The 25,020-nt window shown below is 68.1% G+C and carries 24 protein-coding genes; 9 read left to right on the forward strand and 15 right to left on the reverse strand.

Going from position 1 to position 25,020, the window contains the following annotated elements; all coding sequences use genetic code 11:
• Positions 1 to 30: 30 nt before the first annotated feature.
• Positions 31 to 999, forward strand: coding sequence for a LysR family transcriptional regulator (locus LG380_RS11880; protein ID WP_225765364.1), 969 nt, complete (start codon positions 31 to 33; stop codon positions 997 to 999).
• Between the two features lie 48 nt (positions 1,000 to 1,047).
• Here the strand turns inward: LG380_RS11880 and LG380_RS11885 are convergent, their stop codons facing one another.
• The 4 genes from LG380_RS11885 to arfB all read right to left on the reverse strand — a co-directional run bounded on the left by LG380_RS11885 (position 1,048) and on the right by arfB (position 5,242).
• Positions 1,048 to 1,716 carry a hypothetical protein gene (locus LG380_RS11885; RefSeq protein WP_225765365.1) on the reverse strand — a complete coding sequence of 223 codons (669 nt, stop codon included), beginning with the start codon at positions 1,714 to 1,716 and terminating at the stop codon, positions 1,048 to 1,050.
• Between the two features lie 215 nt (positions 1,717 to 1,931).
• Positions 1,932 to 4,088 carry a peptidyl-dipeptidase Dcp gene (dcp, locus tag LG380_RS11890; protein ID WP_225765366.1) on the reverse strand — a complete coding sequence of 719 codons (2,157 nt, stop codon included), beginning with the start codon at positions 4,086 to 4,088 and terminating at the stop codon, positions 1,932 to 1,934.
• Between the two features lie 115 nt (positions 4,089 to 4,203).
• Positions 4,204 to 4,764, reverse strand: a complete 561-nt coding sequence (locus LG380_RS11895) for a lysophospholipid acyltransferase family protein (protein ID WP_225766593.1) — start codon at positions 4,762 to 4,764, stop codon at positions 4,204 to 4,206.
• Between the two features lie 46 nt (positions 4,765 to 4,810).
• The gene (gene arfB, locus LG380_RS11900; RefSeq protein WP_225765367.1) at positions 4,811 to 5,242 is read right to left on the reverse strand and encodes an alternative ribosome rescue aminoacyl-tRNA hydrolase ArfB; all 432 of its coding nucleotides are present in this window, start codon (positions 5,240 to 5,242) and stop codon (positions 4,811 to 4,813) included.
• A gap of 73 nt (positions 5,243 to 5,315) precedes the next feature.
• Between arfB and LG380_RS11905 the strand changes: the two genes are divergently transcribed.
• A complete protein-coding gene (locus tag LG380_RS11905; protein ID WP_225765368.1) occupies positions 5,316 to 5,840 on the forward strand; it encodes a DUF2059 domain-containing protein in 525 nt (174 codons plus the stop codon).
• 52 nt (positions 5,841 to 5,892) lie between these two features.
• Here LG380_RS11905 and LG380_RS11910 read toward each other — a convergent pair whose 3' ends face one another.
• From LG380_RS11910 to LG380_RS11920, 3 genes are read right to left on the reverse strand one after another with little or no spacing between them, the layout of a single operon-like run.
• The gene (locus LG380_RS11910) at positions 5,893 to 6,657 is read right to left on the reverse strand and encodes a pseudouridine synthase (protein WP_225765369.1); all 765 of its coding nucleotides are present in this window, start codon (positions 6,655 to 6,657) and stop codon (positions 5,893 to 5,895) included.
• The gene (ubiB, locus tag LG380_RS11915; RefSeq protein WP_225765370.1) at positions 6,654 to 8,312 is read right to left on the reverse strand and encodes a ubiquinone biosynthesis regulatory protein kinase UbiB; all 1,659 of its coding nucleotides are present in this window, start codon (positions 8,310 to 8,312) and stop codon (positions 6,654 to 6,656) included. Before ubiB ends, LG380_RS11910 begins: the two co-directional genes overlap by 4 nt.
• The gene (locus LG380_RS11920; protein ID WP_225765372.1) at positions 8,309 to 8,947 is read right to left on the reverse strand and encodes an SCP2 sterol-binding domain-containing protein; all 639 of its coding nucleotides are present in this window, start codon (positions 8,945 to 8,947) and stop codon (positions 8,309 to 8,311) included. The genes ubiB and LG380_RS11920 overlap by 4 nt, the downstream gene beginning before the upstream one ends.
• A gap of 122 nt (positions 8,948 to 9,069) precedes the next feature.
• On the opposite strand from LG380_RS11920, the gene ddlA reads away from it, so the two are divergent.
• Positions 9,070 to 10,164 carry a D-alanine--D-alanine ligase gene (gene ddlA, locus LG380_RS11925; RefSeq protein WP_225765374.1) on the forward strand — a complete coding sequence of 365 codons (1,095 nt, stop codon included), beginning with the start codon at positions 9,070 to 9,072 and terminating at the stop codon, positions 10,162 to 10,164.
• 63 nt (positions 10,165 to 10,227) lie between these two features.
• Here the strand turns inward: ddlA and LG380_RS11930 are convergent, their stop codons facing one another.
• The 3 genes from LG380_RS11930 to oleC all read right to left on the reverse strand — a co-directional run bounded on the left by LG380_RS11930 (position 10,228) and on the right by oleC (position 13,184).
• Positions 10,228 to 10,383, reverse strand: a complete 156-nt coding sequence (locus tag LG380_RS11930; protein WP_225765376.1) for a DUF1328 domain-containing protein — start codon at positions 10,381 to 10,383, stop codon at positions 10,228 to 10,230.
• A 144-nt stretch (positions 10,384 to 10,527) separates the two neighbouring features.
• Entirely contained in the window at positions 10,528 to 11,523 is a 996-nt protein-coding gene (gene oleD, locus LG380_RS11935) for a 2-alkyl-3-oxoalkanoate reductase (protein WP_225765378.1), read from the reverse strand.
• On the reverse strand, positions 11,520 to 13,184 hold the full coding sequence (gene oleC, locus LG380_RS11940; protein ID WP_225765380.1) for an olefin beta-lactone synthetase: 1,665 nt from the start codon (positions 13,182 to 13,184) through the stop codon (positions 11,520 to 11,522). The genes oleD and oleC overlap by 4 nt, the downstream gene beginning before the upstream one ends.
• A gap of 101 nt (positions 13,185 to 13,285) precedes the next feature.
• Between oleC and LG380_RS11945 the strand changes: the two genes are divergently transcribed.
• Entirely contained in the window at positions 13,286 to 13,717 is a 432-nt protein-coding gene (locus tag LG380_RS11945; RefSeq protein WP_225765382.1) for a YkgJ family cysteine cluster protein, read from the forward strand.
• Positions 13,718 to 13,771: 54 nt separating this feature from the next.
• Here LG380_RS11945 and LG380_RS11950 read toward each other — a convergent pair whose 3' ends face one another.
• The 4 genes from LG380_RS11950 to LG380_RS11965 all read right to left on the reverse strand — a co-directional run bounded on the left by LG380_RS11950 (position 13,772) and on the right by LG380_RS11965 (position 19,129).
• A complete protein-coding gene (locus LG380_RS11950; RefSeq protein ID WP_225765384.1) occupies positions 13,772 to 14,665 on the reverse strand; it encodes an alpha/beta fold hydrolase in 894 nt (297 codons plus the stop codon).
• 61 nt (positions 14,666 to 14,726) lie between these two features.
• Positions 14,727 to 15,743, reverse strand: a complete 1,017-nt coding sequence (locus LG380_RS11955) for a 3-oxoacyl-ACP synthase III (RefSeq protein ID WP_225765386.1) — start codon at positions 15,741 to 15,743, stop codon at positions 14,727 to 14,729.
• A 100-nt stretch (positions 15,744 to 15,843) separates the two neighbouring features.
• Entirely contained in the window at positions 15,844 to 16,164 is a 321-nt protein-coding gene (locus tag LG380_RS11960; protein WP_225765388.1) for a DUF4156 domain-containing protein, read from the reverse strand.
• 100 nt (positions 16,165 to 16,264) lie between these two features.
• A complete protein-coding gene (locus LG380_RS11965) occupies positions 16,265 to 19,129 on the reverse strand; it encodes a pitrilysin family protein (RefSeq protein WP_225765390.1) in 2,865 nt (954 codons plus the stop codon).
• A 370-nt stretch (positions 19,130 to 19,499) separates the two neighbouring features.
• Here LG380_RS11965 and LG380_RS11970 point away from each other — a divergent pair, with 370 nt between their 5' ends.
• Together LG380_RS11970 and trmL are read left to right on the forward strand one after the other, a co-directional pair.
• The gene (locus tag LG380_RS11970; protein ID WP_225765391.1) at positions 19,500 to 19,952 is read left to right on the forward strand and encodes a hypothetical protein; all 453 of its coding nucleotides are present in this window, start codon (positions 19,500 to 19,502) and stop codon (positions 19,950 to 19,952) included.
• A 45-nt stretch (positions 19,953 to 19,997) separates the two neighbouring features.
• Positions 19,998 to 20,477: a tRNA (uridine(34)/cytosine(34)/5-carboxymethylaminomethyluridine(34)-2'-O)-methyltransferase TrmL gene (gene trmL / locus LG380_RS11975; protein ID WP_225765392.1), complete on the forward strand. Its 480-nt coding sequence runs from the start codon at positions 19,998 to 20,000 to the stop codon at positions 20,475 to 20,477.
• Positions 20,478 to 20,512: 35 nt separating this feature from the next.
• Here the strand turns inward: trmL and LG380_RS11980 are convergent, their stop codons facing one another.
• Positions 20,513 to 21,676, reverse strand: coding sequence for an acyl-CoA dehydrogenase family protein (locus LG380_RS11980; RefSeq protein ID WP_225765393.1), 1,164 nt, complete (start codon positions 21,674 to 21,676; stop codon positions 20,513 to 20,515).
• Positions 21,677 to 21,967: 291 nt separating this feature from the next.
• Between LG380_RS11980 and LG380_RS11985 the strand changes: the two genes are divergently transcribed.
• The 3 genes from LG380_RS11985 to LG380_RS11995 all read left to right on the forward strand — a co-directional run bounded on the left by LG380_RS11985 (position 21,968) and on the right by LG380_RS11995 (position 24,915).
• Positions 21,968 to 23,647 (forward strand): electron transfer flavoprotein-ubiquinone oxidoreductase, encoded by a 1,680-nt coding sequence (locus tag LG380_RS11985; protein WP_225765394.1) that lies wholly within the window; start codon positions 21,968 to 21,970, stop codon positions 23,645 to 23,647.
• Between the two features lie 88 nt (positions 23,648 to 23,735).
• On the forward strand, positions 23,736 to 24,131 hold the full coding sequence (locus LG380_RS11990) for a c-type cytochrome (protein ID WP_225765395.1): 396 nt from the start codon (positions 23,736 to 23,738) through the stop codon (positions 24,129 to 24,131).
• Between the two features lie 211 nt (positions 24,132 to 24,342).
• Positions 24,343 to 24,915, forward strand: a complete 573-nt coding sequence (locus LG380_RS11995) for an Ax21 family protein (RefSeq protein WP_225765396.1) — start codon at positions 24,343 to 24,345, stop codon at positions 24,913 to 24,915.
• Positions 24,916 to 25,020 lie beyond the last annotated feature (105 nt).

Below are 25,020 nucleotides of genomic sequence, written 5' to 3' on the forward strand. Positions count from 1 at the left end.
TTTATAAGTTGTGCTTATACTGCTCACGACATGTCGACCAAGCACTCCCCAAGTCCTCGTTTTTCCTACAAATCCGACCGGCTCAAGCCGCTGCGGGCGTTCTGCCAGACGGTGCGCCTGGGGTCGGTTTCGCGTGCCTCGGAGGCCCTGTTCGTCAGCCAGCCGGCAGTGAGCCAGCAGCTGCAGGCCCTGGAACGGGAACTGGGGGTCGTGCTGTTCGAGCGATCGGGCCGGCGCCTGGTGCCCAGCCGCGAGGGCCAGCTGCTGTACGAGATGGCGCAGCCGCTGGTGGAGAGCATCGACGGGCTGGAGGCCAGCTTCCGCGACAAGGTCCGCGGACTGGATGCGGGCGAGCTCAATATCGCCGCCAATTCCTCGACGATCCTTTATTTATTGCCGAAGATCGTTGAGCGGTTCCGGCAGCGGCACCCCACCGTGCGGCTCACCCTGCACAACGCGATCAGCGCCGACGGCACCGATCTGCTGCGCAGCGATGCCGCCGACCTGGCGGTAGGTTCGATGATGGACGTGCCGGCCGACCTGTCCTATGCGCCGGTGTACCGCTTCCAGCAGGTGCTCATCGCCCCGCCGGACCATCCGCTCACCGCGCGCAGGCACATCACCCTGGAGGACCTGTCGCCGTACCCGCTGGTGCTGCCGCCGCGGCGCCAGATCACCTGGCGCCTGGTCGACCTGGTGTTCCAGCAGCACCGCGTGCCCTACACCGTGGCGCTGGAGGTCGGTGGCTGGGAGGTGATCAAGCAGTACGTGGCCATGGGCATGGGCATCTCCATCGTCCCGGCGCTGTGCCTGAACGATGGCGACCGCGACAAGCTGGCGATCCGGACCATGGACGATTACTTCCCGGCGCGCAGCTACGGGGTGGTGGTGCGCAAGGGCAAGTTCCTGTCGCCCCAGGCCCGCGCCTTCGTCGAGCTGATCCAGCCGGACCTGTTCGCCCCGCGCAGCTACGACGACACCGGGCATTCGGACCGCTGAGCCGCGGACCGCGGCCTGCGCTGTACGCCGCCGATTACAACGCCGGCATCAGAGCGGATGGTGGCGACCGACCAGCGCGCCGGGGACCGACACACCGCTGCGCAGCGCGCGGGCCGGCTCGCGGATGCGCTGCGCGGCGTAGGCCAGGCTGCCGGCGAGGATGAAGGTGTAGGCCAGCAGCTCGGTGGTTTCCTCGATCGCGTTCTTGACCGCACGGATGTACTGCTCGCCGAGCAGCCCGGTCCACAGCGCGGTCATGCCGATCAGGCGCGCATAGAACAGCAGCAGCACCAGGCCGAGCAGCAGCACGGTGCCGGCGCGCGAGGTCAGGAAGCGCACCGTGCCCGACAGCGCCGCGCGCCAGTCGCGCAGGGCGTAGACCACGCTGCCGACAGCGAGCGGGGCGACCAGGTACTTCCACGCACCATGCACCACCACGTCCAGCACCGCGTCCATCTCGCGGATGAACATGCAGGCGAAGAAGCCGGCAGCCAGCACCGCAAAGCGGCGGTCCTCGGCACGGGCCAGCGCCAGCCGCACGAAAGCCAGGGTGCTGGCCAGCAGGAAGCCTTCCTGGGTCAGCTCGACCAGCGACCACTCGCCCACCGCATTGCCCAGCAGGTGGAGGTCGCAATACAGCAGCACGGCCGGCAGCGACACCATGACGCCGAACAGGCCAACACGCCGGACGTGGGCCAGCAGGAGGTCTTTGTTCACGCAACCACCTGCGCCGCGCGGCGCCATTGAAATCGAAGTGGCGGACCTACGGTCCGCGGCCGGGCGGAATTCCCCGGAGGGCGCGGATTATCGGCGTCGTGAAAATGTATGAAAACCGTTAAACACGGAACGGACCGTTATCGGCCATCTTCCGTTCAGGCAAAAGCAAACGGCAGGGTTTCCCCTGCCGTTTGCGATGTTGCTGGGGGAGCGTCTTACTTCAGGCCGCGGTTTTCCAGCAGCGGTTCGACGCTCGGGTCCTTGCCGCGGAAATCGCGGTAGAGCTTCGCAAGCTCGACACTGTTGCCGCGCGAGAGCACCTGCTCGCGGAACGCCTGTCCGTTGGCAGCGGTCAGCCCGCCATGCTCCTTGAACCACTGGAATGCATCGTGGTCGAGCACCTCGGCCCAGAAGTAGGCGTAGTAACCGGCCGAATAGCCGCCACCCCAGATGTGGTCGAAGTAGGTGGTGCGGTACCGCGGCGGCACCTGCGGCAGGTCGACCTTGTAGCGCTTGAGCGCCTCGGCCTCGAACGTGCCCACGTCCTGCAACGGCGCATCGGCCGGCAGCGTATGCCAGGCCAGGTCCAGCAGCGCGGCCGACAGGTACTCGGTGGTGGCATAGCCCTGGTTGAAGGTGCGCGCCTTGACGATCCTGTCCACCAGCTCCTGCGGCATCGCTTCGCCGGTCCTGTAGTGCCTGGCGTAGTTGGCGAACACCTTGGGATCCAGCGCCCAGTGTTCGTTGAACTGCGAGGGGAACTCGACGAAATCGCGCGAGGTGTTGGTGCCTGCCAGCGACGGGTACTTCACCGCCGAGAACATGCCGTGCAGCGCATGGCCGAACTCATGGAACATCGTGGTCACGTCGTCCCAGCTCAGCAACGCCGGCTGGCCGGCTGCGGGCTTGGTGAAGTTGCAGACGTTGTAGACCACCGGCCTGGTACCGGCCAGGCCATCCTGCTCGACGAACACGTCCATCCACGCGCCACCGGACTTGCTGTCGCGCTTGTAGTAGTCGGTATAGAACAGCGCGAGCGAGGTGCCGTCCCGGTCGAACACCTCGTACACCTTCATGTCCGGGTGATAGGTCGGGATGTCGGTGCGTGGCTTGAAGGTGATGCCGTACAGCTGCGTGGCGGCGAAGAACACGCCGTTGTGCAGCACGTTCTCCATCTCGAAGTACGGCTTGATCTGCGCCTCGTCCAGGTCGTACTGGGCCTTGCGCACCTGCTCGGCGTAGTAGTCCCAGTCCGAGGCGGCGGCCTTGAAGCCACCGTTCTGCGCGTCGATCACCTTCTGGATCTCGGCCAGTTTACCGCGGGCCTTGGCGGTGGCCGCCGGCACGGTGTCGGTCAGCAGCTTCAGTGCCGCGGCCGGGGTCTTGGCCATCTGGTCACCAAGGCTGTAGGCGGCGTAGTTCTCGAAACCGAGCAGCCTGGCCTTCTGCGCGCGCAGCTGGGCCAGGCGCTGCACGATCTGCCGCGTGTCATTGGCATCGCCGCGCTCGGCGCGGGTTTCCGAAGCCTTGAGCACGGCGGCGCGCTGCTCGCGATCGGCCAGCGACACCAGCACCGGCTGCTGGGTGGTGTTCTGTAGCGGCAGCAGGTATCTGCCCTCGAGGTTCCGGGCCTTGGCGTCGGCCGCGGCGGTATTGAGCGCATCCTCGTCCAGCCCGGCCAGTTTCGCCCTGTCGTCCACCACCACCGCTGCGGCCGCGGTCGCAGCGACCAGACGGTTGTGGAACTGGGTGGAGAGCGTGGTCTCCTCCACGTTGAGCTGGCGCATGGTGGCCTTGTCGGCGTCGGACAGCTCCGCACCGGCGCGCACCATGCCGTCGTAGTAGCGCTCGACCAGACGCTGCTGCACGGCGTCGAGCCCGGCCTCGGCACGCTGGTCGTAGACGGCCTTCACCCGCGCAAACAGCTTCGGGTCGAGGTTGATCTCGTCACCGTGCGCGGCCAGCCTGGGCGCCACTTCTTCCTGGATCTGCTGGCGCGCGTCGTTGGTATCGGCCTGCACGAGGCCGAAGAAGATGCGCGACACGCGGGTCAGGGTCTCGCCACTGCGCTCCAGCGCCTCGATGGTATTGGCGAAGCTGGCCGGCTCGGGGTTGTCGGCGATCTGGCGCACCTGCGCCAGATGCTGGCGCATGCCTTCCTCGAAGGCCGGCAGGTAGTGGCTGTCCTGAATGCGGTCGAACGGCGGCGCCTGGAACGGCAGCGTGCTGGCGCTCAGCAGCGGATTGGTCGAGGCATCGGCCGGCTGCTGCGCCGGCGGGTTCTGGGTATCGGACACGGGGGTGGACTCCTTGCCGGAACAGGCCGCCAGCGCAAGGCTGATGGCGGCGGCCAGTACTACGGTACGTGACATGAAAGGGCTCCTGGCGAGCGGGATGACCCGTCAACGCTACGCCCGGCCAGGGTGCCCGGCATGTGCCGGACGTGGTGGTTGGATCGGCCCGGTCTGGCCGCCTGCACGGCGGTGTTCAGGCGGTGCCGCGGTTCTTGCCCTGCCACGGCAGGTACCAGCGGCGAATCGCGGCCATGTCGGCGGCGTCATCGCCGGTGGTGTGGAACAGCGGCCCCAGGCCGATGACCTTGTCCGGGTAGTGGAAGTAGGCCGGCATGATCGGCACCTCGGCCAGCCGGGCGATCTTCAGGAAGCCGCCCTTCCATTCCTTGACCGGCTTGCGCGTGCCTTCCGGCGCGATCGTGTACCACATGCGCTCGGTGTTGCGCAGCAGCTCCACCGCCTGGCCGACGGTGCCCTGCGGCGAACTGCGGTCCAGCGGGATCACGCCCAGCGAGCGCAGCAGCGGCGCCAGTGGCCACCAGAACAGCTGCGCCTTGCCGAGCACGCGGATTTCCACGCCCATCGCGATCTTGGCCGCCAGCCCCCAGAACCCATCCCAATTGGACGAATGCGGCGCGGCGATCACCACCAGTCGCGGCTCGTCGGGAATCTGCCCGACCACGCGCCAGCCGCCCAGCCGCAGCACGGTGCGGCCGAACCAACGGGTAAAGGCATTCGGCTTGACCCGCGGCATGTTCGGGGGCAAGTCCGGCAGCAACGGCTTCCGGTCGTTCAAGCAGTCAGTCCCAGTTTCTTTGCGTGCGACCGCGCTTGATCTGCGAACGTTCGCGTTTGGCATCCAGACGGCGCAATTTTGAGCCATGGGTGGGCTTGGTCGCCACTCGCGCCTTGGGCACGCTCAGCCCGGCCTGGATGAAATGCACCAGCCGCTCGCGCGCGTCCTGGCGGTTGCGCTCCTGGGTGCGGAAGCGCTGCGCATCGATCACCAGCACGCCCTCGCCGGTCATGCGCCGGTCGCGCCGGGCCAGCAGGCGGGCGCGCAGCGGCTCGGGCAGCGAGGGCGAACCGGCCACGTCAAAACGCAGCTCGACCGCGGTGGAGACCTTGTTGACGTTCTGGCCGCCGGCGCCACTGGCGCGCACGAAGCGCTCGACGATCTCGGTCTCCGGGATCGCAAGTTGCGCGGTGATGTCGATCTGCCCGGTTGCCATGGGCGGCATTGTAGGCGGACGCCGGCCCGCTGCCCTATGCTCGGGCTTTCAACGCTGTCACCGGACTGACGCCATGCCCCTGCCCCGCCTGTTCCGCACCCGCCCCGCCCGGCTGCTGCTTGCCCTCGCACTGGCCACCGCCGCCGCGCCCGCGCTGGCCGCGCCGCCCAGCGATGCCGACGTCAACCGCCTGCTGGCCGCCTCGCGCGCACAGACCATGCTCGACGGCATGCTGCCGCAGATGGAGGCGATGCAGCAGCAGCAGTTCGCCGAACTGGCCCGCAGCCGCACGCTGACGCCGGAGCAGTCCGAGCGGATGCAGCGCATCCAGCAGCGCACAAACCAGACCATGCGCCAGGCACTGGCATGGTCGAAGATCCGCCCGCTGTACGCAGACATCTACAAGCAGACCTTCAGCAAGGAGGACGTGCTGGCGATGGCCGAGTTCTACGAGAGCGACGCCGGCCAGAGCCTGCTGGACAAGACCCCGCAGCTGATGCAGAACCTGATGGTCGCCATGCAGGCGCACATGCAGCCGCTGCTGGCCGACCTGCAGAAGGACCTGGACACGATCCTGGCCGAGCCTTCGGGCAACTGACCGCCGCTGCGGTTGCATGACGGACGGCGGCCACGGAGCCGCCGTCCGCGTTTCACGCCTGCGGCGCCGAGGTGTCCGGCAGCGCCGCGGCATCCCAGCCGAACAGGCCGAAGGCCCGCTGGAACTGCGCATCCAGTCCGGCACGGACATCCACCACCTGGCCATCGTGCGGATGGGTGAAGCGCAGGCGTTCGGCGTGCAGCAGCATGCGGTGCACGCCCTGCATGCGGAAGTTGCGGTTGTGGCGACCGTCGCCGTGGCTGGTGTCGCCGATCAGGTGGTGCGACAGGTGCTTGAGGTGGCGGCGGATCTGCCGGAAGCGACCGGTCTGCGGCTGGCAGCGCAGCAGCGCGTAACGCGAGGTGGCGAACTCACCCACCGGCACTGTCAGCTCGCCGGTGGCCAGGCGCTGGAAATGGGTGACGGCCTGTTTCTTGACCGGTTTGCCGGGGCCGCCATCGAGATCGTGGTCGACAGTGAAGGCGTCCTCGGCCGGCCAGCCGCGACACACGGCCAGGTAGTCCTTGCCGACGTCGCCGCCCATCAGGACCTTGCCAAGCAGGCTGGCGGTGTCGCGGTCGAAGGCCAGCAGCAGGCAGCCGCTGGTGGCGCGGTCCAGGCGGTGGACCAGGAAGATCGGCCTGCCCAGTTGCTCGCGCAGGCGGTCGGCGAGGAAGTCATCCTCGCCTCGGGCCAGCTTGCTGTCATGGACCATCAGCCCGGCCGGCTTGTCCACCACCGCCAGCCACGGGTCCTGGTACAGCAGGGTCAGCGCCGGCTCGACCGCGGCCGGCGCTGCTTCTTCGATTTCGCTCATCGACGCAGCCAGGCCGAGAGCAATGCGCCGGTACCGACCAGCCCGGTCAGCCACGACCACAGCGGCACCGAGGCCAGCTGCGGGCCGCTGGCCTGCAGGCCGTACAGCACCGCGGCAACGACCACCAGGCCGGCGCCGCCGATGGCGGTGACCACGCGGCGCTGCATGCGCTGCAGCGTCAGGTTCAGCGCGACCAGGTCCTGCGAGCGCATCGCCAGCTGGTGGCGGCCCTCGACCTGCTGGCGCAACCAGCCGTGCACCAGCGCCGGCATTTCCGGCGCGTGGGTCATGATTTCCGGCAGCCGCTTGCGCAGTTCGCGCAGGGTGCGGCGCGGACTGTAGCGCTCGACCAGGATGCGCTCGAGCACCGGCCTGGCCACCGCCCAGATGTCGATCTGCGGATCCAGCTGGCGACCCACGCCCTCGATGTTGAGCAGGGTCTTCTGCAGCAGTATCAGCTGCGGCTGCAGGGTCAGCTGGTAGCGCTGGGCCATGCGGAACAGCTTGAGCAGCACCTCGGCCAGCGAGATCTGCGACAGCGGCCGGGTGAAGTACGGCTCGCACACCGAGCGCACCGCCGCTTCCAGCTCGTCCAGGCGCAGGTGCGCCGGCATCCAGCCCGCTTCCACGTGCAGCGCGGCGATGCGCCGGTAGTCGCGGTTGAAGATGGCCATGAAGTTCTCTGCGAGGTAGTACTGATCCTCCTGCGAGAGCTGGCCCATGATGCCGAAGTCCAGTGCTATGAAACGCGGGTTGTCGCGGCGCGCCGGGTCGTTGTCGACCCAGATGTTGCCGGCGTGGGCATCGGCGTGGAAGAAGTTGTCGCGGAACACCTGGGTGTAGAACAGGCGCACGCCCTTGGCCGCGAGCATCCGGCGGTCGATGCCGGCCGCGTCCAGCGCGGCGATGTCATCGGAGGGAATGCCCCACACCCGCTCCAGGGTCAGCGCACGCTCGGCGGTGTGGCTCCAGACCACCTCCGGCACGTACAGGTCGTTCGAGTCCTGCCAGAAGCGGCGCAGCACGCTGGCGTTGGCGCCCTCGCGCTGCAGGTCCAGCTCGGCGGCCAGGGTGTTCTCGACCTCGGACACCACTTCCTGCGGACGGATCTTGTCAGCCCGCGGATGGGTGCGTTCGACCAGCGCGGCCATCGAGCGCAGCAGCGCGATGTCGGCGTCGATCTGTTCCTCGATGCCCGGGCGCAGCACCTTGACCACCACCTGGCGGCCGTCCGGCAACGTGGCCGCATGCACCTGGGCGATCGACGCCGAGGCCAGCGGCTGGGTATCGAAGCTGGCGAAGGCCTCGGCCACCGGCCGGCCCAGCGCCTGCTCGACGATCGCGCGCGCGGCATCGCCATCGAAGGGCTTGACCCGGTCCTGCAGCAGGGTCAGCTCCTCGGCCACGTCCGGCGGCACCAGGTCGCGGCGGGTGGAGAGGATCTGCCCGAACTTGACGAAGATCGGGCCCAGGTCCTGCAGCGCAAGACGCAGGCGCGCGCCCCGCGACTGCGCAGCGATGGCAGCCGATGCACGCGGCACGAACGGCTTGGCCAGGCGCAGCCAGCGCTCGGCCGGGGTGCCGTGCAGCAGGTCGTCCAGGCGGTAGCGCAGGATCACGCGGCCGATGCGGGCCGCACGCAGCGCCGCCTTCATGCCGCACCCCGCAGGCGCTGGATGCGCACGCCGATGCGCTCGACGTCATCGCGCAGCACGTCGACGTCGTCGAGGAAGGCTTCCAGCTCGGCACGCGGGATCACGTCGCGCGATTCCTCGGTGACGAACTCGGCCGCGGTCTGGGCCAGGTCCTCCGCGCCGCGACGCACGCGCAGCAGGGCCGAGCGCAGGGTGTTGGCGACCTGCACCCCGAGCACCTCGCCAAACACGCTGACGAAGGGTTGCTGCCAGTCCGGATCGAAACGCGTGGCCAGCTGCTGCAGGCGCCGCGCCAGTTCGGCATCACCGGAAACCTTCATCCTCCCGCCCGGCACGCTGTCGTTGCGGCGCACGCGTGCCATGAACGGCAACTGCGCCAGCACCCCGCCCAGGGTGCTGCGCACCGCCAGGTCGGGTTCGGTGGCCGGATCGACCGGGCCCACGGTCAGGCGCTGGCCACTGACCCCGATCTGCATTGCCAGGGAGGGCGATTCCAGGGTCAGCGCGATGCGCTGGCCGTCCAGCGGCTGCAGGGCGTTGCGGGTGTCCGGGTCCAGGGCGAGGGCGCGGTTGAGCGCCACTTCCAGGGCACGACCGGCCAGCGGCTTGAGGGATTTGAAGGGGGAGGCAGGCATGGGGCGCATTCTACCTGCCCGCCATCGCCGGATCGTGCGCGCGCCCGCGCCAGGCGCGCAGCCGGCGGCCGGAAGGTTCATGCTATGCACCCCTCATCGATAGCGTCAGGAGCAGCAAGTCCATGGGCAAGACCCGCGTCGGCATCATCTTCGGCGGTCGTTCGGCCGAGCACGAGGTCTCGCTGCAATCGGCGAAGAACATCGTCGATGCGCTGGACAAGCAGCGCTTCGACGTGACCCTGATCGGCATCGACAAGCAGGGCCTGTGGCACCTGTGCGACCCGGCCGACTTCCTGCTCAATGCCGACGACCCGGCGCGGATCGCGCTGAACGTGTCCGGCCAGGAACTGGCGGTGATGCCGGGCCGCGAGCGCCGGCAGCTGGTGCCGGTCGATGCGGCCGCGGTGCTGGAGCAGATCGACGTGGTGTTCCCGATCGTGCATGGCACGCTGGGCGAGGACGGTTCGCTGCAGGGCCTGCTGCGCATGGCCAACCTGCCCTTCGTCGGTTCCAGCGTGCTCGGCTCGGCGGCGGCGATGGACAAGGACGTGGCCAAGCGCCTGCTGCGCGATGCCGGACTCAACGTTGCCCCGTTCCTGTGCTTCAACCGCATTACCACGGCCACCGCCGACTACCAGGCGGTGGTCGACAGGCTGGGCCTGCCGCTGTTCGTCAAGCCGGCCAACCAGGGTTCGTCGGTGGGCGTGAGCAAGGCACGCAACGAGGCCGAGTTCCGCCAGGCGATGGAACTGGCGCTCTCGTTCGACCACAAGGTGCTGGTGGAATCGGCCATCAGTGGCCGCGAGATCGAATGTGCGGTGCTGGGCAACGAGCTGCCCGAAGCCAGCGTGTGCGGCGAGGTCGTCGTGCATGACGACTTCTACTCGTATGACACCAAGTACATCAGCGAGAGCGGCGCGGACATCGTGGTGCCGGCCGACATTTCCGCCGAGGCGCAGGAGAAGATCCGCCAGATCGCGGTACGCGCCTACCAGGCGCTGGACTGCGCCGGCCTGTCGCGGGTGGATGTGTTCCTGACCCCGGAAGGCGAGGTGGTGATCAACGAGATCAACACACTGCCTGGTTTCACCAAGATCAGCATGTATCCGAAATTGTGGGGGGCCAGCGGGCTGGGTTACAGCGCGCTGATCACGCGCCTGCTGGAACTGGCACTGGAGCGGCATGCGGCCGACAGGGCGCTGCGCAGCTCGATGTAATTCGAAAGGCTACAAACCTGGAACGGAAGCGGGCCGCACCGGCAACCGGTGCGGCCCGCATCGTCATACCTTGCGGCGGAACAGCGACACCACGGCAAGGATGAGGAAGACGACGAACAGGATCCAGGCGATATTGCCGGCGGCGCCAGCGATGCCGCTGAAACCAAGCACGGCGGCAATGATGGCGATCACGAAGAAGATGACGGCGTAATGCAGCATGGCGGGGTCCCTTGGGTGGTTGCGGGTCGGTTTGGCACGGCGCCATAGTCCAAGGAGGTGAGTCGTCATCGGGTGACGGCCGCAACACGAGGCCATCAAAATTTCAGTGTTGTGATCCGTGCGTCAATGCATACCTTTGCTGGATTACGCAGGCGTGCTCGCCTCTCCGAGGCGGCGCAGGCCTTCCTCGATCGACACCCTCGGCACGTAACCGAAGTCGCGGCGCGCCGGCTCCATGCTGTACCAGTGCGGCGTACAAAGCTGCTCGGCGAGAAAGCGGGTCATCGGCGGCTCGCTGCGCAGGCGCAGCAGCGGCCACAGCCGTTCGCACACCGCACCGATGCGGTAGGCCGCCTTGAAGCTGATCGAACGTTCAACGCCGGGCGCGCCGACAGCGGCCAGCAGCCGGTTGAGCAGGTCGCGCATCGGCAGCGGTTCGCCGTTGGAAATGAAGTAGGCCTTGCCGGCGCAGGCCGCGCCCACGGCCAGGTTTTCGAACGCATCGAAGTGCGCCTGCGCGGCGTTGTCGATGTAGGTGGTGTCGATCTTGTTCTGGCCATCGCCGACGAAGCGCAGGCGGCCGGCGCGCGCACGCTCTGCCAGGCGCGGCACCAGCTGCTGGTCGCCCGGACCCCAGATCAGGCGCGGACGCAGCGCAACGGTGGCCAGGTTTGCATCGTTGGCGGCCAGCACTTCCTGCTCGGCGATCGCCTTGGTCGCCGCATACGGCGCCTGGAAGTTCTCGCCGTACGGCACCTCGTCGGCGCCCAGGCCTTCCACCGGATGGGTGGCGCGGTGGGTCACGCTCGGGGTGGAGGTGTAGACCAGCCGGCCGATGCCATGCTGGCGACAGGCCGCCAACACGTTGCGGGTGCCGACCACGTTGGCCTGGAAGTAGCTGTCGTAGCTGCCCCACGCGCCGGCCTTGGCGGCGTTGTGGAAGACCGCATCGACACCCGCCGCGGCATGGCGGACCGCATTGGCATCGGCCAGGTCGCCACGGATCTGGCCCACGCCCAGCGCCTGCAGCTGCGGGTAGTGGCCACGGTTGAAGCTGAGCACCTGGTGCCCGCGCTCAACCAGCCCGCGGCACAGCGCCTGGCCCAGGAATCCGCCACCACCGGTGACCAGGATCTTCATGCCTTGTCCTTCAATTGCTCGCTTGCCCAGGCGCCGAGTTTCTCGCGCCCGATCTTGGCGTTGTGGCGGATGTCCACCGGGAAGCCCTTGTGCCGCAGGAAACAGCCGATGCGCGCGGTATGCGCATGGCGTGCGCCGAGCTGGCGCAGCTGCGCCTCGACCTGCGGCCACGCGGAGGCATCGACGCCCCTGGCCAACTCCACGCACAGCACCGGTCGCTGCGCGCCGGGCGCACCCACGCCAACCAGTGCGGTGCGCCGCACCTGCGGATGGGTGTTGAACACCGGCTCGACCTGCTCGGTGTACAGCGGTCCATCGGCCGCCTCCACGCGCTGGGTCTTGCGGCCGCAGAACCACAGCCGACCCTCGGCATCGAAATAGCCCACGTCGCCCATGCGATGGACGATGCGCCCGCTGCCATCTGCCAGGGTCTCGTGGATCTTGGCTGCGGCGGTGGCGGCCTCGCGGTTGAAATAGCTGTCGGTGGCGGTCGGCCCGGCGACGGTGATCTCGCCAACCTGGCCGGCCGGCAGCTCACGCACATCAACCCACTGCGCAATCGGGCGGTCGTCGATGGCGATGATGCGCACCACGTTCGGCGCGACCACCGCACCGACGCAGGTGCCGGCGCCGGCTTCGGTCGCCTCGCGGGTGGACTCCAGCTCGCGGCCCTCGATCACCGCCACCGGCAGGCACTCGGTGGCGCCATACGGCGTCCAGAACTGCGCGTCTTCCGGCAGCAGGGTGCGGATCCTGGCCACCACATCCGGTGGCACCGGCGCACCGGCCGAGGTCACCCGGCGCACGCCGGGCAGCGGCCGGCCGTAGTCGGCCAGCACCCGCATCAGCGCCGGCGAGCCGAACAGCTGGGTCACGCCGAAGCGGGCGATCGCATCGTGCAGCCGGCGCGGATTGGCGCTGGCCGGCCGGGTCGGGTCCATGTCCGGGATCACGCTGGTCAGCCCCAGCGCCGGATCAAACAACGCGAAAGGCGGGAAGGTCGGCAGGTCCACCCCGCCCGGCTCCATGCCGAAGGCATTGCGCAGCAGCTCGACCTGGCCGAGGAAATGGCGGTGGCGGTAGACCACCCCCTTGGGCACGCCGGTCGAGCCGGAGGTGAACAGGATCGCGGCGACCTCGTCCGGGTCGGTGGCCGCCAGCTGGCTGCCCGCTCCGGCACCGCGGGCTTCCAGCCGGGCCAGCGTGGTCCCGCCCCAGCCCCAGCGTCCGCCCACGGTGACGATGCGGGTGGCGCTGCGCGCCCAGCCCAGCAGCCGCCGCGCCAGCTGCGCCAGCGGGATGCCGATGAAGGCCTGCGGCTGCGCCTCGTCCAGGCACTGCCGCAGCGCGCGCTTGTCGATGCCCGGATCGACCAGCACCGGCACCGCGCCGACCTTGAACAGCGCGAACATCAGCAGGAAGAACTCCGGCGACGGCCGCACCATGACCACGGCGCGTACGCCGCGGCCGATGCCATGGGCGACCAGACCGGCGGCGATCGCATCGCTGCGGCGGTCCAGGGTGCGGTAGTCGAGGGTGACGTCGTAGGCGGCCAGGCCGTTGCCCTGGGCGCGGCGGCCGGGGCAGCGGATGGCGACCTGGTCCGGCCGCTCGCGCGCCAGTTGTGGCAGGCGGGCGGCGATGTTGCAGGGCTCGTTCATCGGGCTATTGTCGCCGCTGCAGAAAAATCTTGCGCGGCGCCGGCACGCGTGGAAAATCGCCGCCTCCCTCCTGTTCGCTGCCGCCCACGGCCGGTATCCCCATGCCCCATCCCTGCCTTACCTGTGGTGCCTGCTGTACCCAGTACCGGGTCGCCTTCCACTGGATGGAGTCGGACGAAGTCACCGAAGGCGGCGTGCCGCACCAGCTGACCCAGACGCTGGACCCGCATCGCCTGTGCATGCGCGGTACCCATTCCGATCCGATCCGCTGCGTGGCGCTGGATGCGGAGATCGGGGTGTATTCACGCTGCAGCATCCATCCCAACCGGCCCAGCGTGTGCCGCGAGGTCGATGCCTCGTGGGAATACGGCAAGCCCAGCTCGCAGTGCGACCGCGCGCGCATCGCCCATGGCATGGCAGCACTGACCCCGGCCGACTGGCGCTGGCGCGATGGCGCCGACAACGACGACGACCATCCCGACGACAACGGCAACAGCCCTTCGTCGCCGCCGACCACGCCGATCGCGGCCTGACACCTGCGGAGTTGCGCCACGCCAACACGACGGCGCGACGTCCTCGGCAGTGCCTCAGTCCAGCGGATGGCGCTGCAGGAACTCGCGCACCGCCGGCACGATCACTTCGTGCTTGTCTTCCAGCACGTAGTGGTTGGCATCCTCGAAGGCCATCACCTGCGCATCCGGCAGCGCTTGGCGGAAAGTGCGCAGGAACGGGTAGTCGAAACAGATGTCACGCAGGCCCCAGGCGATGAACGCCGGGCGGTCGGCAAACGAAGGCAGCGCTTCACCGGCACGGGTCAGCAGCGACCAGCCACGGTCTTCCGGCCCCAGCGGGATGTCCTGCATGAAGCGGATGGTCGAGATGCGGTTGTCCCAGTTGTCGTACGGGGCGACGTAGGCACGGCGCACGTCGGCCGGCATGCGGCGGCTCACGCCCAGCCACGAGGCACCGGCGGAGAACGCATTGAAGGTGCGGATCAGCCACTCGCCGGGCTTCCAGTGGCGGCCCAGCGCGATCTGCCACGGCATCTTCTTGTCGGCCGGCATCGGGAAGGCGGCGGTGTTGGTGATCACCAGGCGCTTGACCTGGTGATGGTGGCCCAGCGCCCAGCCAAACCCGATCATGCCGCCCCAGTCGTGCACGGCCAGGGTGATCGGACCGGTGATGCCCAGATGGTCGAGCAGTGCGGTCAGGTCATCCACGCGCGACTGCAGGGTGTAGTCGTAGCGGCTGTCATCGGGCTTGTCCGACAGGCCCATGCCGATGTGGTCCGGCACGATGCAGCGGTACGTGTCGCTCAGCCCGTTGACCAGGTGGCGCCACAGGTAGCTCCACGACGGATTGCCGTGCAGCATCACCACCACCTCGCCGTCGCGCGGGCCTTGGTCGACGTAGTTCATCCAAATGCCGGGACGCACTTCGAAGCGGTGGGTCGTGCTCGGGTAACCGGGGAACTGGCTCATCAGATCGCACCTGCAAAAAGGGCCGGCAGAACCGGCCCTGTGTTTCGTCGGGATCTGGCGCTTACCAGACCACTTCGGCCATCGAGCAGTTCAGGCCCGAGCCGATGCCCATCAGCGCGACGCGGTCGCCCTTCTTGAGCTTGCCCAGCTGGCGCAGCTTGCTCAGCACGATCGGCACGCTGGCCGGGCCGATGTTGCCGTACTCACCGAAGATGGTCATCACCTTCTTCGGGTCGATGCCGAAGGACTTGATGAAGGCATTGGTGTGCGGCTGGCTGACCTGGTGGATCACGAACTGGTCGATCTCCTCCACCGCCCAGCCGAGGCCGGCCTTGGCGGCGACGAAGGTCTTCTGCGCCAGCTTGATGCCTTCGATCAGCAGCATGCGGGTGTCGGTGACCATGCGGTCCAGGTTGCCAAGGCACAGCTTGTTCCATTCGTTGGCCGAACGGGTCACGCCGCCCTTGTAGCGCGGGGCTTCCGGGACCAGCTCGGTACGTGCCAGCACCATCGCCGCGGCGCCCGAACCGGTGGTCAGCGCCGCCAGTTCGTTGCGGAAGTCCTCGGCGGTCACGTCCGGGGCGGTCATGCGCTCGATGGTCTTTTCGTAGACCAGGTTCGAGGTTTCGCCGTCGACGATCAGCGCGTAGTCGATGTCGCCCCGCTCGAGCATGCGTGCAGCCACGTCCATGCCGTTGATGAAGGCCAGGCAGGCGTTGGCGATGTCAAAGCTCATGCACTGGTCGCCGGTGCCCAGGTTGCCGGACACGATGCTGGCCGTGGACGGCTCCAGGTAGTCGCGGCTGACCGAGGTGTTGACCAGCAGGCCGAGCTTGTCGGCGCCGATGCCGGCATCTTCCAGCGCCTGGCGCGCGGCCAGGGTGGCGGCGTCGGAGGCCTGCATGTCGGCGTCCCACAGGCGGCGGGCGTGGATGCCGGCGATGTCGCCGAGTACGTCGGTGCGGATGCCCAGACGATCCATCGTCGGCTGCAAGCGCTCGTTGATTTCCTTGGAAGTCAGCGTATGCGGCGCATCAATGTGCGCCAGTCCCGCGATCGAGACATTCTTGAAAAGCATCGGGATAGCGCCAAAGCGTCGGCGAAGGGGGCACTATTCTAGCCCCTGCCCGTTTTCACCGCATCTTTACGAATTCACGCCCGGGCGTATGGAAACGCGCTCAGCGGCGCGGGCAACTGTAGGCCTTGAAGCGCTGGCTGCCGTCCGACGGCGCGGCCGCGGCCTGCACGGCGTTGGCGCCGGCGCTGGGCGCCTCGTTGCGGGCCAGGGTTTCCAGTTCTTCCTGCACGCGCAGCGCATTGCGGTTGTAGAAGGCGACCTTGTCCTTCACCGAGACGACGATCTCGCCCTTGAGCTGGCAGCCACCCGGGATCGGCCCGGCGGGCAGCACCTGCACGGCCTTGCCGGCGGTCTCGATCGGCACCCAGGTGCAGGCGGTGGCGGTGGCGGCGATCAGGGCGGAAACAAGCAGTGCGCGCATGGGAAGACCTTGGCAGGGAACTGGGCGGATTGTGCCGCCGGCGGATGAATCGGTGCTGTGCCGCCGCCTGCACGGGGGCAGGCGGCGGCGGGTCTGCACTTTACTTGGAAGCGGCCGTGGACGTGACCGGCTTGCCGTCGGCGTCGACGATGCTTACCTCGCCAAGGCCCAAGGCGCGGATCGGCGCTTCGGTCTGCTTGAGGTCACCCACCACCACCCAGGTCAGGGCGTTCGGGTCCAGCGCCTTGGCCGCTTCGGCCACGTCGGCCGCGGTCAGCGACTCGATCTCGGCCTTGCGCTTGAACACGTAGTCATCCGGGCGCTGGTAGCGCACGTTGCTGGCGATGGTGCTCATCACCGCGGCGGCGGTCTCGTAGGCGCCGGGCAGGCTCAGGGTCTGGATGGCGCGGATGCGGGCGACTTCGGCATCGGTCGGCGGACGCTGGCCGGTGGCGAATTCGGTGATCTCGCGATGCAGCTCCTGCAGCGACTCGGCGGTCTTGTCGATCTGCACCGGCGCCATCGTCATCCACGGGCGCTGGCCCAGCGTGTTGCTGGCCGAGGCGCGCACGCCGTAGGACCAGTGCTTGTCCTCGCGCAGGTTCATGTTCAGGCGCGAGGTGAAGTCACCGCCCAGCACGCCGTTGGCCATGTCGAAGCGGATGGAGCCCGGATCCATGCTCGAGGGCACCACCTGGCCGACGATCAGGTTGGCCTGCACCGAGCCGGGCTGGTCCATCAGGTAGATGCGCGGCGTGGACGGACGCGCGACTTCGGCCGGGGCCGGCACCTTCGGGGCCGGGCCTTCACCCTTCCAGTCGCCGAGCACGCGGTTGAGCAGCGGCACGATCTCCTTCAGCGTGGTGTCGCCGACCACGACCAGGGTGGCACCTTCCGGACGGATCCAGTCCTTGTGGAACTGCACCAGGTCCTCGCGGCCCAGCGCGGCGATCGCGCCCTCGTCACCGCTGCCGGTGAACGGGATGGCGTACGGATGGCCGGCGCCGTACAGCAGCGGCGGCAGCACGCGCATGGCCATCGCGTTGGGCTGCACCTTCTCCTGCTTGATGCCGGCGATCCAGGTCGCCCTGACCCGGTCGATCTCGTGCTGATCGAAGCGCGGCTTGCGCAGCAGGTCGGCGAACAGGGCCAGCGACGGCGCCAGGTTCTCCTTCAGCGCCGAGCCGTAGATGGTCGCGCCATCGAGCGAGGCACCGGTGCCGAAACGGGCGCCCAGCGCATCGGCGGCATCGGCGAAGGCCAGCGAACCAAGCTCGCCCGCGCCTTCGTTGAGCATGTTCATGGTGAAGCTGGCGGTGCCGGGCTTGCGGCCCTGGTCGGCGGTGAAGCCGCCATCGAACTGGTAGCTCAGCTGCACCACCGGGATGTCATGGCGCTCGGCCAGGATCAGCTGGGTGCCGTTCTTCAGCGTGGCGCGCTGCAGGGCCGGGAATTTCAGCTCCGGGAACTTCTCGGTCTTCGGCACACCGGCGCTGCGGTCGACCTGGGCCGGGGTGGTGGTGTACTTCGGATCGACCGTCGGCATCTGGAACGGCGCCGGGGTTTCCGACGGCAGCTCGGCCAGCGGGGTACGCTCGCCCGGCTCGACCACGATGGTGTGGCTGCCCACGTCCAGCCACTTGCCGGCCACGGCCTTGATGTCGGCGGCGGTGGACTTGTCGATGTTGGCCAGCGAGGTGCGGAAGCAACCCGGATCGCCCTCGTACACGGCGCATTCGGCCAGCGCGTCGGCCTTGCCGCCGAAGCCGCCGATGCGCTCGATGCCACGGATGAAGCCGGAGCGGAACGCGGTCTTGGCGCGGGCCAGCTCGTCGGCGCTCGGGCCTTCATTGATCAGGCGGCGGATTTCCTCGTCGATGATCTGCTCGACCCGGGCCGGGTCCACGCCCTGCTTCACGGTGGCCATCACGATGAAGTTCGAGCCCAGCTGCGAGGCATAGGCGCCGGCGCTGATGTTGTCCACCAGCTTGTCGTTGTGCAGCAGGCGCTGGTCCAGACGCGAGGACTTGGCACCGCCAAGCACGCGCGCGAACAACTGCAGCTGGTCGATGTCCACGGTGCCGGTCTGGGCCACGTTCCAGGCGCGGTAGATGCGGGCCTGCGGCACCTTGTCGGCCATCACCTCGCGGGTGTCGGCATCGCGCTTGGCCACGTTGACCGCCGGCTGCGCCATGGTCGGGCCGGCCGGGATGTCGCCGAAGTACCTGGCCACCTTTTCCCTGGCGGTCTTGACGTCGATGTCGCCGGCCAGCACCAGCACCGCGTTGTTCGGGCCATACCAGGTCCGGAACCAGTTCTTGACGTCTTCCAGCGAGGCGGCATTGAGGTCGTTCATCGAGCCGATGACGCCGTGGTGGTACGGGTGGCCCGCCGGGTACAGCGCGCGGGTCAGCTTGTCCCAGACCTGGCCATAGGGCTGGTTCTCGCCCTGGCGCTTTTCGTTCTGGACCACGCCGCGCTGTTCATCCAGCGCCGCCTGGTCGACCGCGCCGAGCAGGTGGCCCATGCGGTCGGATTCCATCCACAGCGCCATGTCCAGCGCGGTGGTCGGCACGTTCTGGAAGTAGTTGGTGCGGTCGGTATTGGTGGTGCCGTTCTGGTCGGTGACGCCGACCTGCTTGAACGGTTCGAAGAACTCGCCGCGGTGGTTCTCGCTGGCCTGGAACATCAGGTGTTCGAACAGGTGCGCGAAACCGGTGCGACCGGCCGGCTCGTCCTTGGCACCGACGTGGTACCAGATGTTGACCGCCACCACCGGCGCCTTGCGGTCGGTGTGCACCACCACGCGCAGGCCGTTGGGCAGGGTGAATTCCTCATAAGGAATGTCCACGGAGGCCACGGAGGACTTGGCCTTGGCCAGGGCCGGGGCCGGCACGAAGGCCGCGCCTCCAAGCAGCGCCGCGGAGAGGGCCAGGGCCAGTGCGGCAGGGCGAATGACGGTCATTCCTTTGTCCTTGCTGATGAAAGGGACCGGAATGCTAGCCGGTTAACCGGCGGCCGCACATCGGTCGGCAGTCACGGGTACCCGCCCACCCCTTCCGAGCGGCCTGCGGGCGTCCGAGGCTGTCCGCCCTTGGGCCCGGCGGACGGCCGGACAGCGTGCGGACACTGGAGGCGCGGATAAATCGTCAGGAAATCAATTACTTGCGGTTGGCACGCATCCTGCGTCAGGAAATCATGCCGAAACGGCATTCAGACAAAAGCTGACTGGATGCTTAACGAAACGCAGGAATTGAAAATTTCCCTTGCGCCTCGAGTTTCGGTGTACTACCTTACTACCACACCACTGGTCACCAACACTAAACAGGTGCAGCATGAACGCTAAGTCCTTCGCCATCTCCATCGCCCTCGCCGCCGGATTGGTTTCGACCGCGCAGGCTTCTGACCGCATCGTGACCCTGGAAACCGTGCAGGTCCGTCCGTCGGCCGAGCAGATCGCCCAGCGCCAGCACGAACTGGCCAGCGACATCCCCACCCTGGCCTCCGTGCAGGTCCGCCCGACCGTCGGCCAGGTGGTCGAACTGGCCAACGAACAGGCCGCCCGCGAGTCGGTCGTGACCCTGGCCGCCGTCGAGGTCCGCCCGTCGGCCGAACAGCGCCAGGCCCTGGCCGCCGAAACGGCCTCGCAGGGCACTGGCTCGGTTGGCTCGGCTGCCATCGCCGCCGCCCTGGCCCAGCTGTCGGCCGTGCTGCCGGCGGTCCGCCCGGTGCCGGTGCATCTCCATGGCCTGGTCGTCGAAGCCGCCGCGCAGCTGGTCAAGCACTGAGTCCTCGCTCCCGATCCGGGAGCGGGGCCGGCGTAAACTGCGCCGATGACTGCCGCGCCCACCTTCGATGTCCTGCTGTTCCAACCGGAAATCCCGCCGAATACCGGCAACGTGATCCGCCTGTGTGCCAATACCGGCGCGCGGCTGCACCTGATAGAGCCGCTGGGCTTTGACCTCAGCGACCGGCAGCTCAAGCGCGCCGGGCTGGACTACCACGAGTACGCGCGGATGCAGGTCCACCCGGATCTGGAGACCGCGCTGGAACGCATCCAGCCCCGGCGCCTGTTCGCCCTGAGTACCCGCGGCAGCGTCCGCTACGACAGCGTTTCCTTCGCCGATGGCGATGCCTTCCTGTTCGGCCCGGAGACCCGCGGCCTGCCGCAGGACCTGCTCGATTCACTGCCCGACGGGCGGCGCCTGCGCCTGCCGATGCGCCCGGACAACCGCAGCCTCAACCTGTCCAACACCGTGGCGGTGGTGGTGTTCGAGGCATGGCGCCAGCACGGCTTTGCCGGCGGCGCCTGACCACCCGGCCCCGCCTGGCGCGGGGCCAGCTCCAGTCAGAACGCGTTGATCCCGGTCAGCTCGCGGCCGATCACCAGCTGGTGCACGGTTTCCGTGCCCTCGTAGGTGATCACCGATTCCAGGTTAAGCGCATGCCGGATCGCGCCGTGCTCGGTGGTGATACCCGCCCCACCCAGCAGGTCGCGGCACTCGCGGGCGATGTCGATCGCCATCCGGCAGTTGTTCCACTTGGCCAGCGAGACCTGCTGCGGCTGCATCGTGCCGGCCTCCTTGAGCCGGCCCAGCTGCAGCGCCAGCAGCTGCGCGGTGGTGATGCGCCGGGCCATCTCCGCCAGCTTGATCTGCGCACTCTGCGTGGCCGCCAGCGGCCGTCCGAACAGGATGCGCTCCTGGCTGTAGGCCAGGGTTTCGCGCAGGCAGGCCTGGGCCGCGCCGATCGGACCCCAGCTGATGCCGTAGCGGGCCTGGGTCAGGCAGCCCAGCGGGCCCCTGAGGCCGTTCACGTTGGGCAGGCGGTTGGCCTCGGGCACGCGCACGTTGTCGAAGAACAGCGCACCGGTCACCGAGGCGCGCAGGCTCATCTTGTGCTTGATCTCCTGCGCGCTGAAGCCGGGCGTGCCCTTCTCCACCACGAAGCCCTGCACGCCGTCGTCGGTATTCGCCCAGACGATGGCGATGTCGGCGATGGTGCCGTTGGTGATCCACATCTTGGCGCCGTTGATCACCCAGTCCCCGCCGTCCTTCCTGGCGTGGGTCTTCATGCTGGCCGGGTCCGAGCCGCCGTGGGCCTCGGTCAGGCCGAAGCAGCCGATCACCCTGCCGGCGGCCATGTCCGGCAGCCAGCGCAGGCGCTGCTCCTCGCTGCCGTAGGCGTAGACGGGGTACATGCACAGCGAGCTCTGCACCGAGACGAAGCTGCGCAGGCCCGAGTCGCCGCGCTCCAGCTCCTGGCAGATCAGGCCGTAGCTGACCGCGTTGAGCCCGGCACCGCCGTACTGCTCGGGCAGGGTGGAACCGAGCAGGCCGAGGCCGGCAATCTCCGGCACCAGCTCGGCCGGAAAGCGGCCCGCATCGAAGCAGTCACCGATGATCGGCAGCACCCGCTCGTCGGTGAAGCGCGCCACGCTCTGCTGCACCGCGCGCTCTTCGTCAGTGAGCAGGGAAGCGACATCGAACAGGTCAACCGGGTTCAGGGGCATGGGCACGGCTCGCGAAGCGATGGGCAGGCCCCGATGCTGGCCACAAGCCCGGACGAAGGCAAGGCGGCCGATCATTGCAGGCCGGCGGCGATCATGCTCGACCGCCCGGTTTGCGCCCCTGCGCGGCGGCGTCATCGCATCGCGATGACGGATCATCGGCCATCAAGGGTGGAGCGCGACGCCATCCTCGGCGAGAATCCAGTCATGTCGGCCGTTGCAACCAGTAACGGTACGTCCCCTTCCACAGGTCCCCGCCCCTTTCGGCGGCCCCAACCATGAGCCCCGCATCGCATGAATACTGACGCTGCCTCCGCCCTGCCGCCACGTGAAGCCATGGAATTCGACGTAGTGGTGGTCGGCGCCGGTCCGGCCGGCTTGGCCACGGCCATCCGCCTGCGCCAGCTGGCCGTTGAGAAAGGTCAGGAACTGAGCGTCTGCGTGCTGGAAAAGGGGTCCGAGCCCGGTGCCCACATCCTGTCCGGCGCGGTGATGGATCCGCGCGCCCTGTCCGAGCTGTTCCCCGACTGGCAGGAAAAGGGCGCACCGCTGAAGCAGGCGGTCACCCGCGACGAGTTCCTGTTCCTGGACGAAACCGGCGCCAAGGCCACCCCGCAGGCACTGCTGCCGGAGTGCTTCCACAACGAGGGCAACTACATCGTCTCGCTGGGCGAGGTCACCCGCTGGCTGGCGCAACAGGCCGAGGCGCTGGAAGTGGCGATCTTCCCGGGCTTTGCCGCCGCCGAGGTGCTCTACGACGAGGCCGGCGCGGTGATGGGCGTGGCCACCGGCGACATGGGCATCGGCAAGGACGGTACCCCGGGCCCGAACTTCGAGCGCGGCATGGAGCTGCACGCCAGATACACCGTGTTTGCCGAAGGCTCGCGCGGCCACCTCGGCCGCCAGCTGATCAGCCGCTTCAAGCTCGACAAAGGCCGTGACCCGCAGTCCTACGGTATCGGCATCAAGGAGCTGTGGCAGGCCGATCCGGCCAGGCACGAGCCGGGCCTGGTGGTCCACGCCGCCGGCTGGCCGCTGGACAGCGACACCTATGGCGGCTCGTTCCTGTACCACGCCGAGGGCGGCAAGATCGCGGTCGGCTTCGTGGTCGGGCTGGACTACAAAAATCCCTGGTTGAGCCCGTTCGAGGAGTTCCAGCGCTTCAAGACCCACCCGGCCATCGCCAGGCACCTGGAAGGCGGCAAGCGCATCGCCTACGGCGCGCGTGCGATCACCGCCGGCGGCATCCTGTCGCTGCCCAAGACCGTGTTCCCGGGCGGCGCGCTGGTCGGCTGCGAGGCCGGCTACCTCAATGCCAGCCGCATCAAGGGCAGCCACGCCGCGATCAAGACCGGCATGCTGGCCGCCGAGGCCGCGTTCGAGGCGCTGGCCGCCGGTCGTTCGCGCGACGAGCTGGCCGCCTATCCGGAAGCCTTCGAGAAGAGCTGGCTGCACGCCGAGCTGCTGCAGGCCAAGAACTTCAAGCAGTGGTTCAAGAAGGGCCGCACCGTGGCCACGCTGATGACCGGCATCGAACAGTGGCTGCTGCCCAAGCTCGGCATCCGCAATGCGCCCTGGACCATCCACCGCACCAAGGCCGACCACGAGTGCCTGGAACCGGCCGACCAGCACCCGAAGATCACCTATCCCAAGCCCGACGGCGTGCTGACCTTCGACCGCCTCAGCTCGGTGTTCCTGTCCTCGACCAACCACGACGAGGACCAGCCCAGCCACCTGACCCTGAAGGATCCGTCGATCCCGGTGGCAGTGAACCTGGCCACCTACGGCGGCCCGGAAGCGCGCTACTGCCCGGCCGGCGTCTACGAATTCGTCGGCGAAGGCAGCGACGTGCGGCTGCAGATCAATGCGCAGAACTGCGTGCACTGCAAGACCTGCGACATCAAGGACCCGACCCAGAACATCGTCTGGGTAACCCCGCAGGGCGGCGGCGGCCCGAACTACCCGTCGATGTAAGCCGACCAGCCGCGGCTGACTGGCAGCCGCGGCCATTGGATGAACAGGCCCGTCGCCGCCACGGCGGCGGGCGGATGGAAGGACAAAGATGTCGCGTAGCACCTGGCTGCTGCTTGGACTCGTGCTGCTGTTGCCGGCCTGCCGGCAGCGCGATGCATTCAATTCCGATGCAGGGCTGGATGCGCACCAGCGCGAATTGCGCCGTGCCTTCGCCGTTTGCGCCGGCTGCCATGACACCGACCCGGCGATGGGCCACCGCTTCGGCCCCAACCTGCACGGGGTGATCGGCCGCAAGGCCGGCAGTGCGCCCGGCTACGACTACACCGATGCGATGCGCCGCAGCGAGATCATCTGGGACGCCGAGCAGCTGGAACAGTTCCTGCACTCGCCCACCCGCGTGGTGCCCGGCACCCGCATGGTCAATTCCACCTCGGACCCGGCCCGCCGTCGGGCGGTGATCGAGTACCTGTCGCAGCAGCGCTAGGCCCGGCTCCCGGTCTGGGCGCGCGCTGCAATCGCCAAGCCGAAGCCGCACCCCACGGTTTTAATACCGCGTGAAGAAGTTCCCGCCTGGCGCCGGTAATTTATGTACCGGTCAGTTTGATATTCAGGGGAAGTTGGGCACCCTAACGGATAATTCACAACACCGCAGCGGCCTGGACCGCTCGGATATCCAAATAAGAAAGGTGATCCCGATGAAGAATTCACTGCTTGCCCTGGGCCTGCTGGCAACCCTGCCCTTCGCTGCTTCTGCGGCCGACGGCCTGTCCTACAACTACGTGGAAGGCGGTTACGTGAACACCGATGCCAAGGGCGGCGACGCTGATGGCTTCGGCATCAAGGGTTCGGTGGCCGTGGCTCCGAACTTCCACATCTTCGGTGACTACACCAACCAGGAAACCGATTTCGGCAACGTGGACGTCGACCAGTGGCGCCTGGGCGTGGGCTACAACCACCAGATCGCCCCCACCACCGACCTGCTGGCCCGCGCCGCCTACCAGAAGTTCGACCCGCAGTACGGTCCGGACTTCAACGGCTACAGCGCCGAAGTCGGCGTGCGTACCGCCTTCACCCCGATGTTCGAAGGCTACGCCCTGGCCGGCTACGAGGACTACAGCAAGAAGCACGGCATCAACCCGGACGGCGAGTTCTACGGCCGCGTCGGTGGCCTGGCCAAGTTCAACGCCAACTGGGGTGTGTCCGGCGAAGTGAAGCTGGCCAAGGGCGGCGACAAGGAATGGTTCGTCGGCCCGCGCTTCACCTGGTAAACCGCAACACGTTTCACGGCGCGCGACTCTCTCCCCCCGCGCCATCGAAGCCCGGTCATCGACCGGGCTTCTTCTTTTCCGGCTTCGGCTACCGCCGCTGCCGGC

It is taken from the genome of Stenotrophomonas sp. Marseille-Q4652 (assembly GCF_916618915.1).
Taxonomy (GTDB): Bacteria; Pseudomonadota; Gammaproteobacteria; order Xanthomonadales; family Xanthomonadaceae; genus Stenotrophomonas.

Excerpts from the sequence above, each read along its gene's own strand:
- LG380_RS11880 (WP_225765364.1), top strand. The coding sequence starts at position 31 with ATGTCGACCAAGCACTCCCCAAGTCCTCGTTTTTCCTACAAATCCGAC.
- dcp (WP_225765366.1), bottom strand. The coding sequence starts at position 4,088 with ATGTCACGTACCGTAGTACTGGCCGCCGCCATCAGCCTTGCGCTGGCG.
- LG380_RS11895 (WP_225766593.1), bottom strand. The coding sequence starts at position 4,764 with ATGCCGCGGGTCAAGCCGAATGCCTTTACCCGTTGGTTCGGCCGCACC.
- arfB (WP_225765367.1), bottom strand. The coding sequence starts at position 5,242 with ATGGCAACCGGGCAGATCGACATCACCGCGCAACTTGCGATCCCGGAG.
- LG380_RS11905 (WP_225765368.1), top strand. The coding sequence starts at position 5,316 with ATGCCCCTGCCCCGCCTGTTCCGCACCCGCCCCGCCCGGCTGCTGCTT.
- LG380_RS11910 (WP_225765369.1), bottom strand. The coding sequence starts at position 6,657 with ATGAGCGAAATCGAAGAAGCAGCGCCGGCCGCGGTCGAGCCGGCGCTG.
- ubiB (WP_225765370.1), bottom strand. The coding sequence starts at position 8,312 with ATGAAGGCGGCGCTGCGTGCGGCCCGCATCGGCCGCGTGATCCTGCGC.
- LG380_RS11920 (WP_225765372.1), bottom strand. The coding sequence starts at position 8,947 with ATGCCTGCCTCCCCCTTCAAATCCCTCAAGCCGCTGGCCGGTCGTGCC.
- ddlA (WP_225765374.1), top strand. The coding sequence starts at position 9,070 with ATGGGCAAGACCCGCGTCGGCATCATCTTCGGCGGTCGTTCGGCCGAG.
- LG380_RS11930 (WP_225765376.1), bottom strand. The coding sequence starts at position 10,383 with ATGCTGCATTACGCCGTCATCTTCTTCGTGATCGCCATCATTGCCGCC.
- oleD (WP_225765378.1), bottom strand. The coding sequence starts at position 11,523 with ATGAAGATCCTGGTCACCGGTGGTGGCGGATTCCTGGGCCAGGCGCTG.
- oleC (WP_225765380.1), bottom strand. The coding sequence starts at position 13,184 with ATGAACGAGCCCTGCAACATCGCCGCCCGCCTGCCACAACTGGCGCGC.
- LG380_RS11945 (WP_225765382.1), top strand. The coding sequence starts at position 13,286 with ATGCCCCATCCCTGCCTTACCTGTGGTGCCTGCTGTACCCAGTACCGG.
- LG380_RS11950 (WP_225765384.1), bottom strand. The coding sequence starts at position 14,665 with ATGAGCCAGTTCCCCGGTTACCCGAGCACGACCCACCGCTTCGAAGTG.
- LG380_RS11955 (WP_225765386.1), bottom strand. The coding sequence starts at position 15,743 with ATGCTTTTCAAGAATGTCTCGATCGCGGGACTGGCGCACATTGATGCG.
- LG380_RS11960 (WP_225765388.1), bottom strand. The coding sequence starts at position 16,164 with ATGCGCGCACTGCTTGTTTCCGCCCTGATCGCCGCCACCGCCACCGCC.
- LG380_RS11965 (WP_225765390.1), bottom strand. The coding sequence starts at position 19,129 with ATGACCGTCATTCGCCCTGCCGCACTGGCCCTGGCCCTCTCCGCGGCG.
- LG380_RS11970 (WP_225765391.1), top strand. The coding sequence starts at position 19,500 with ATGAACGCTAAGTCCTTCGCCATCTCCATCGCCCTCGCCGCCGGATTG.
- trmL (WP_225765392.1), top strand. The coding sequence starts at position 19,998 with ATGACTGCCGCGCCCACCTTCGATGTCCTGCTGTTCCAACCGGAAATC.
- LG380_RS11980 (WP_225765393.1), bottom strand. The coding sequence starts at position 21,676 with ATGCCCCTGAACCCGGTTGACCTGTTCGATGTCGCTTCCCTGCTCACT.
- LG380_RS11985 (WP_225765394.1), top strand. The coding sequence starts at position 21,968 with ATGAATACTGACGCTGCCTCCGCCCTGCCGCCACGTGAAGCCATGGAA.
- LG380_RS11990 (WP_225765395.1), top strand. The coding sequence starts at position 23,736 with ATGTCGCGTAGCACCTGGCTGCTGCTTGGACTCGTGCTGCTGTTGCCG.
- LG380_RS11995 (WP_225765396.1), top strand. The coding sequence starts at position 24,343 with ATGAAGAATTCACTGCTTGCCCTGGGCCTGCTGGCAACCCTGCCCTTC.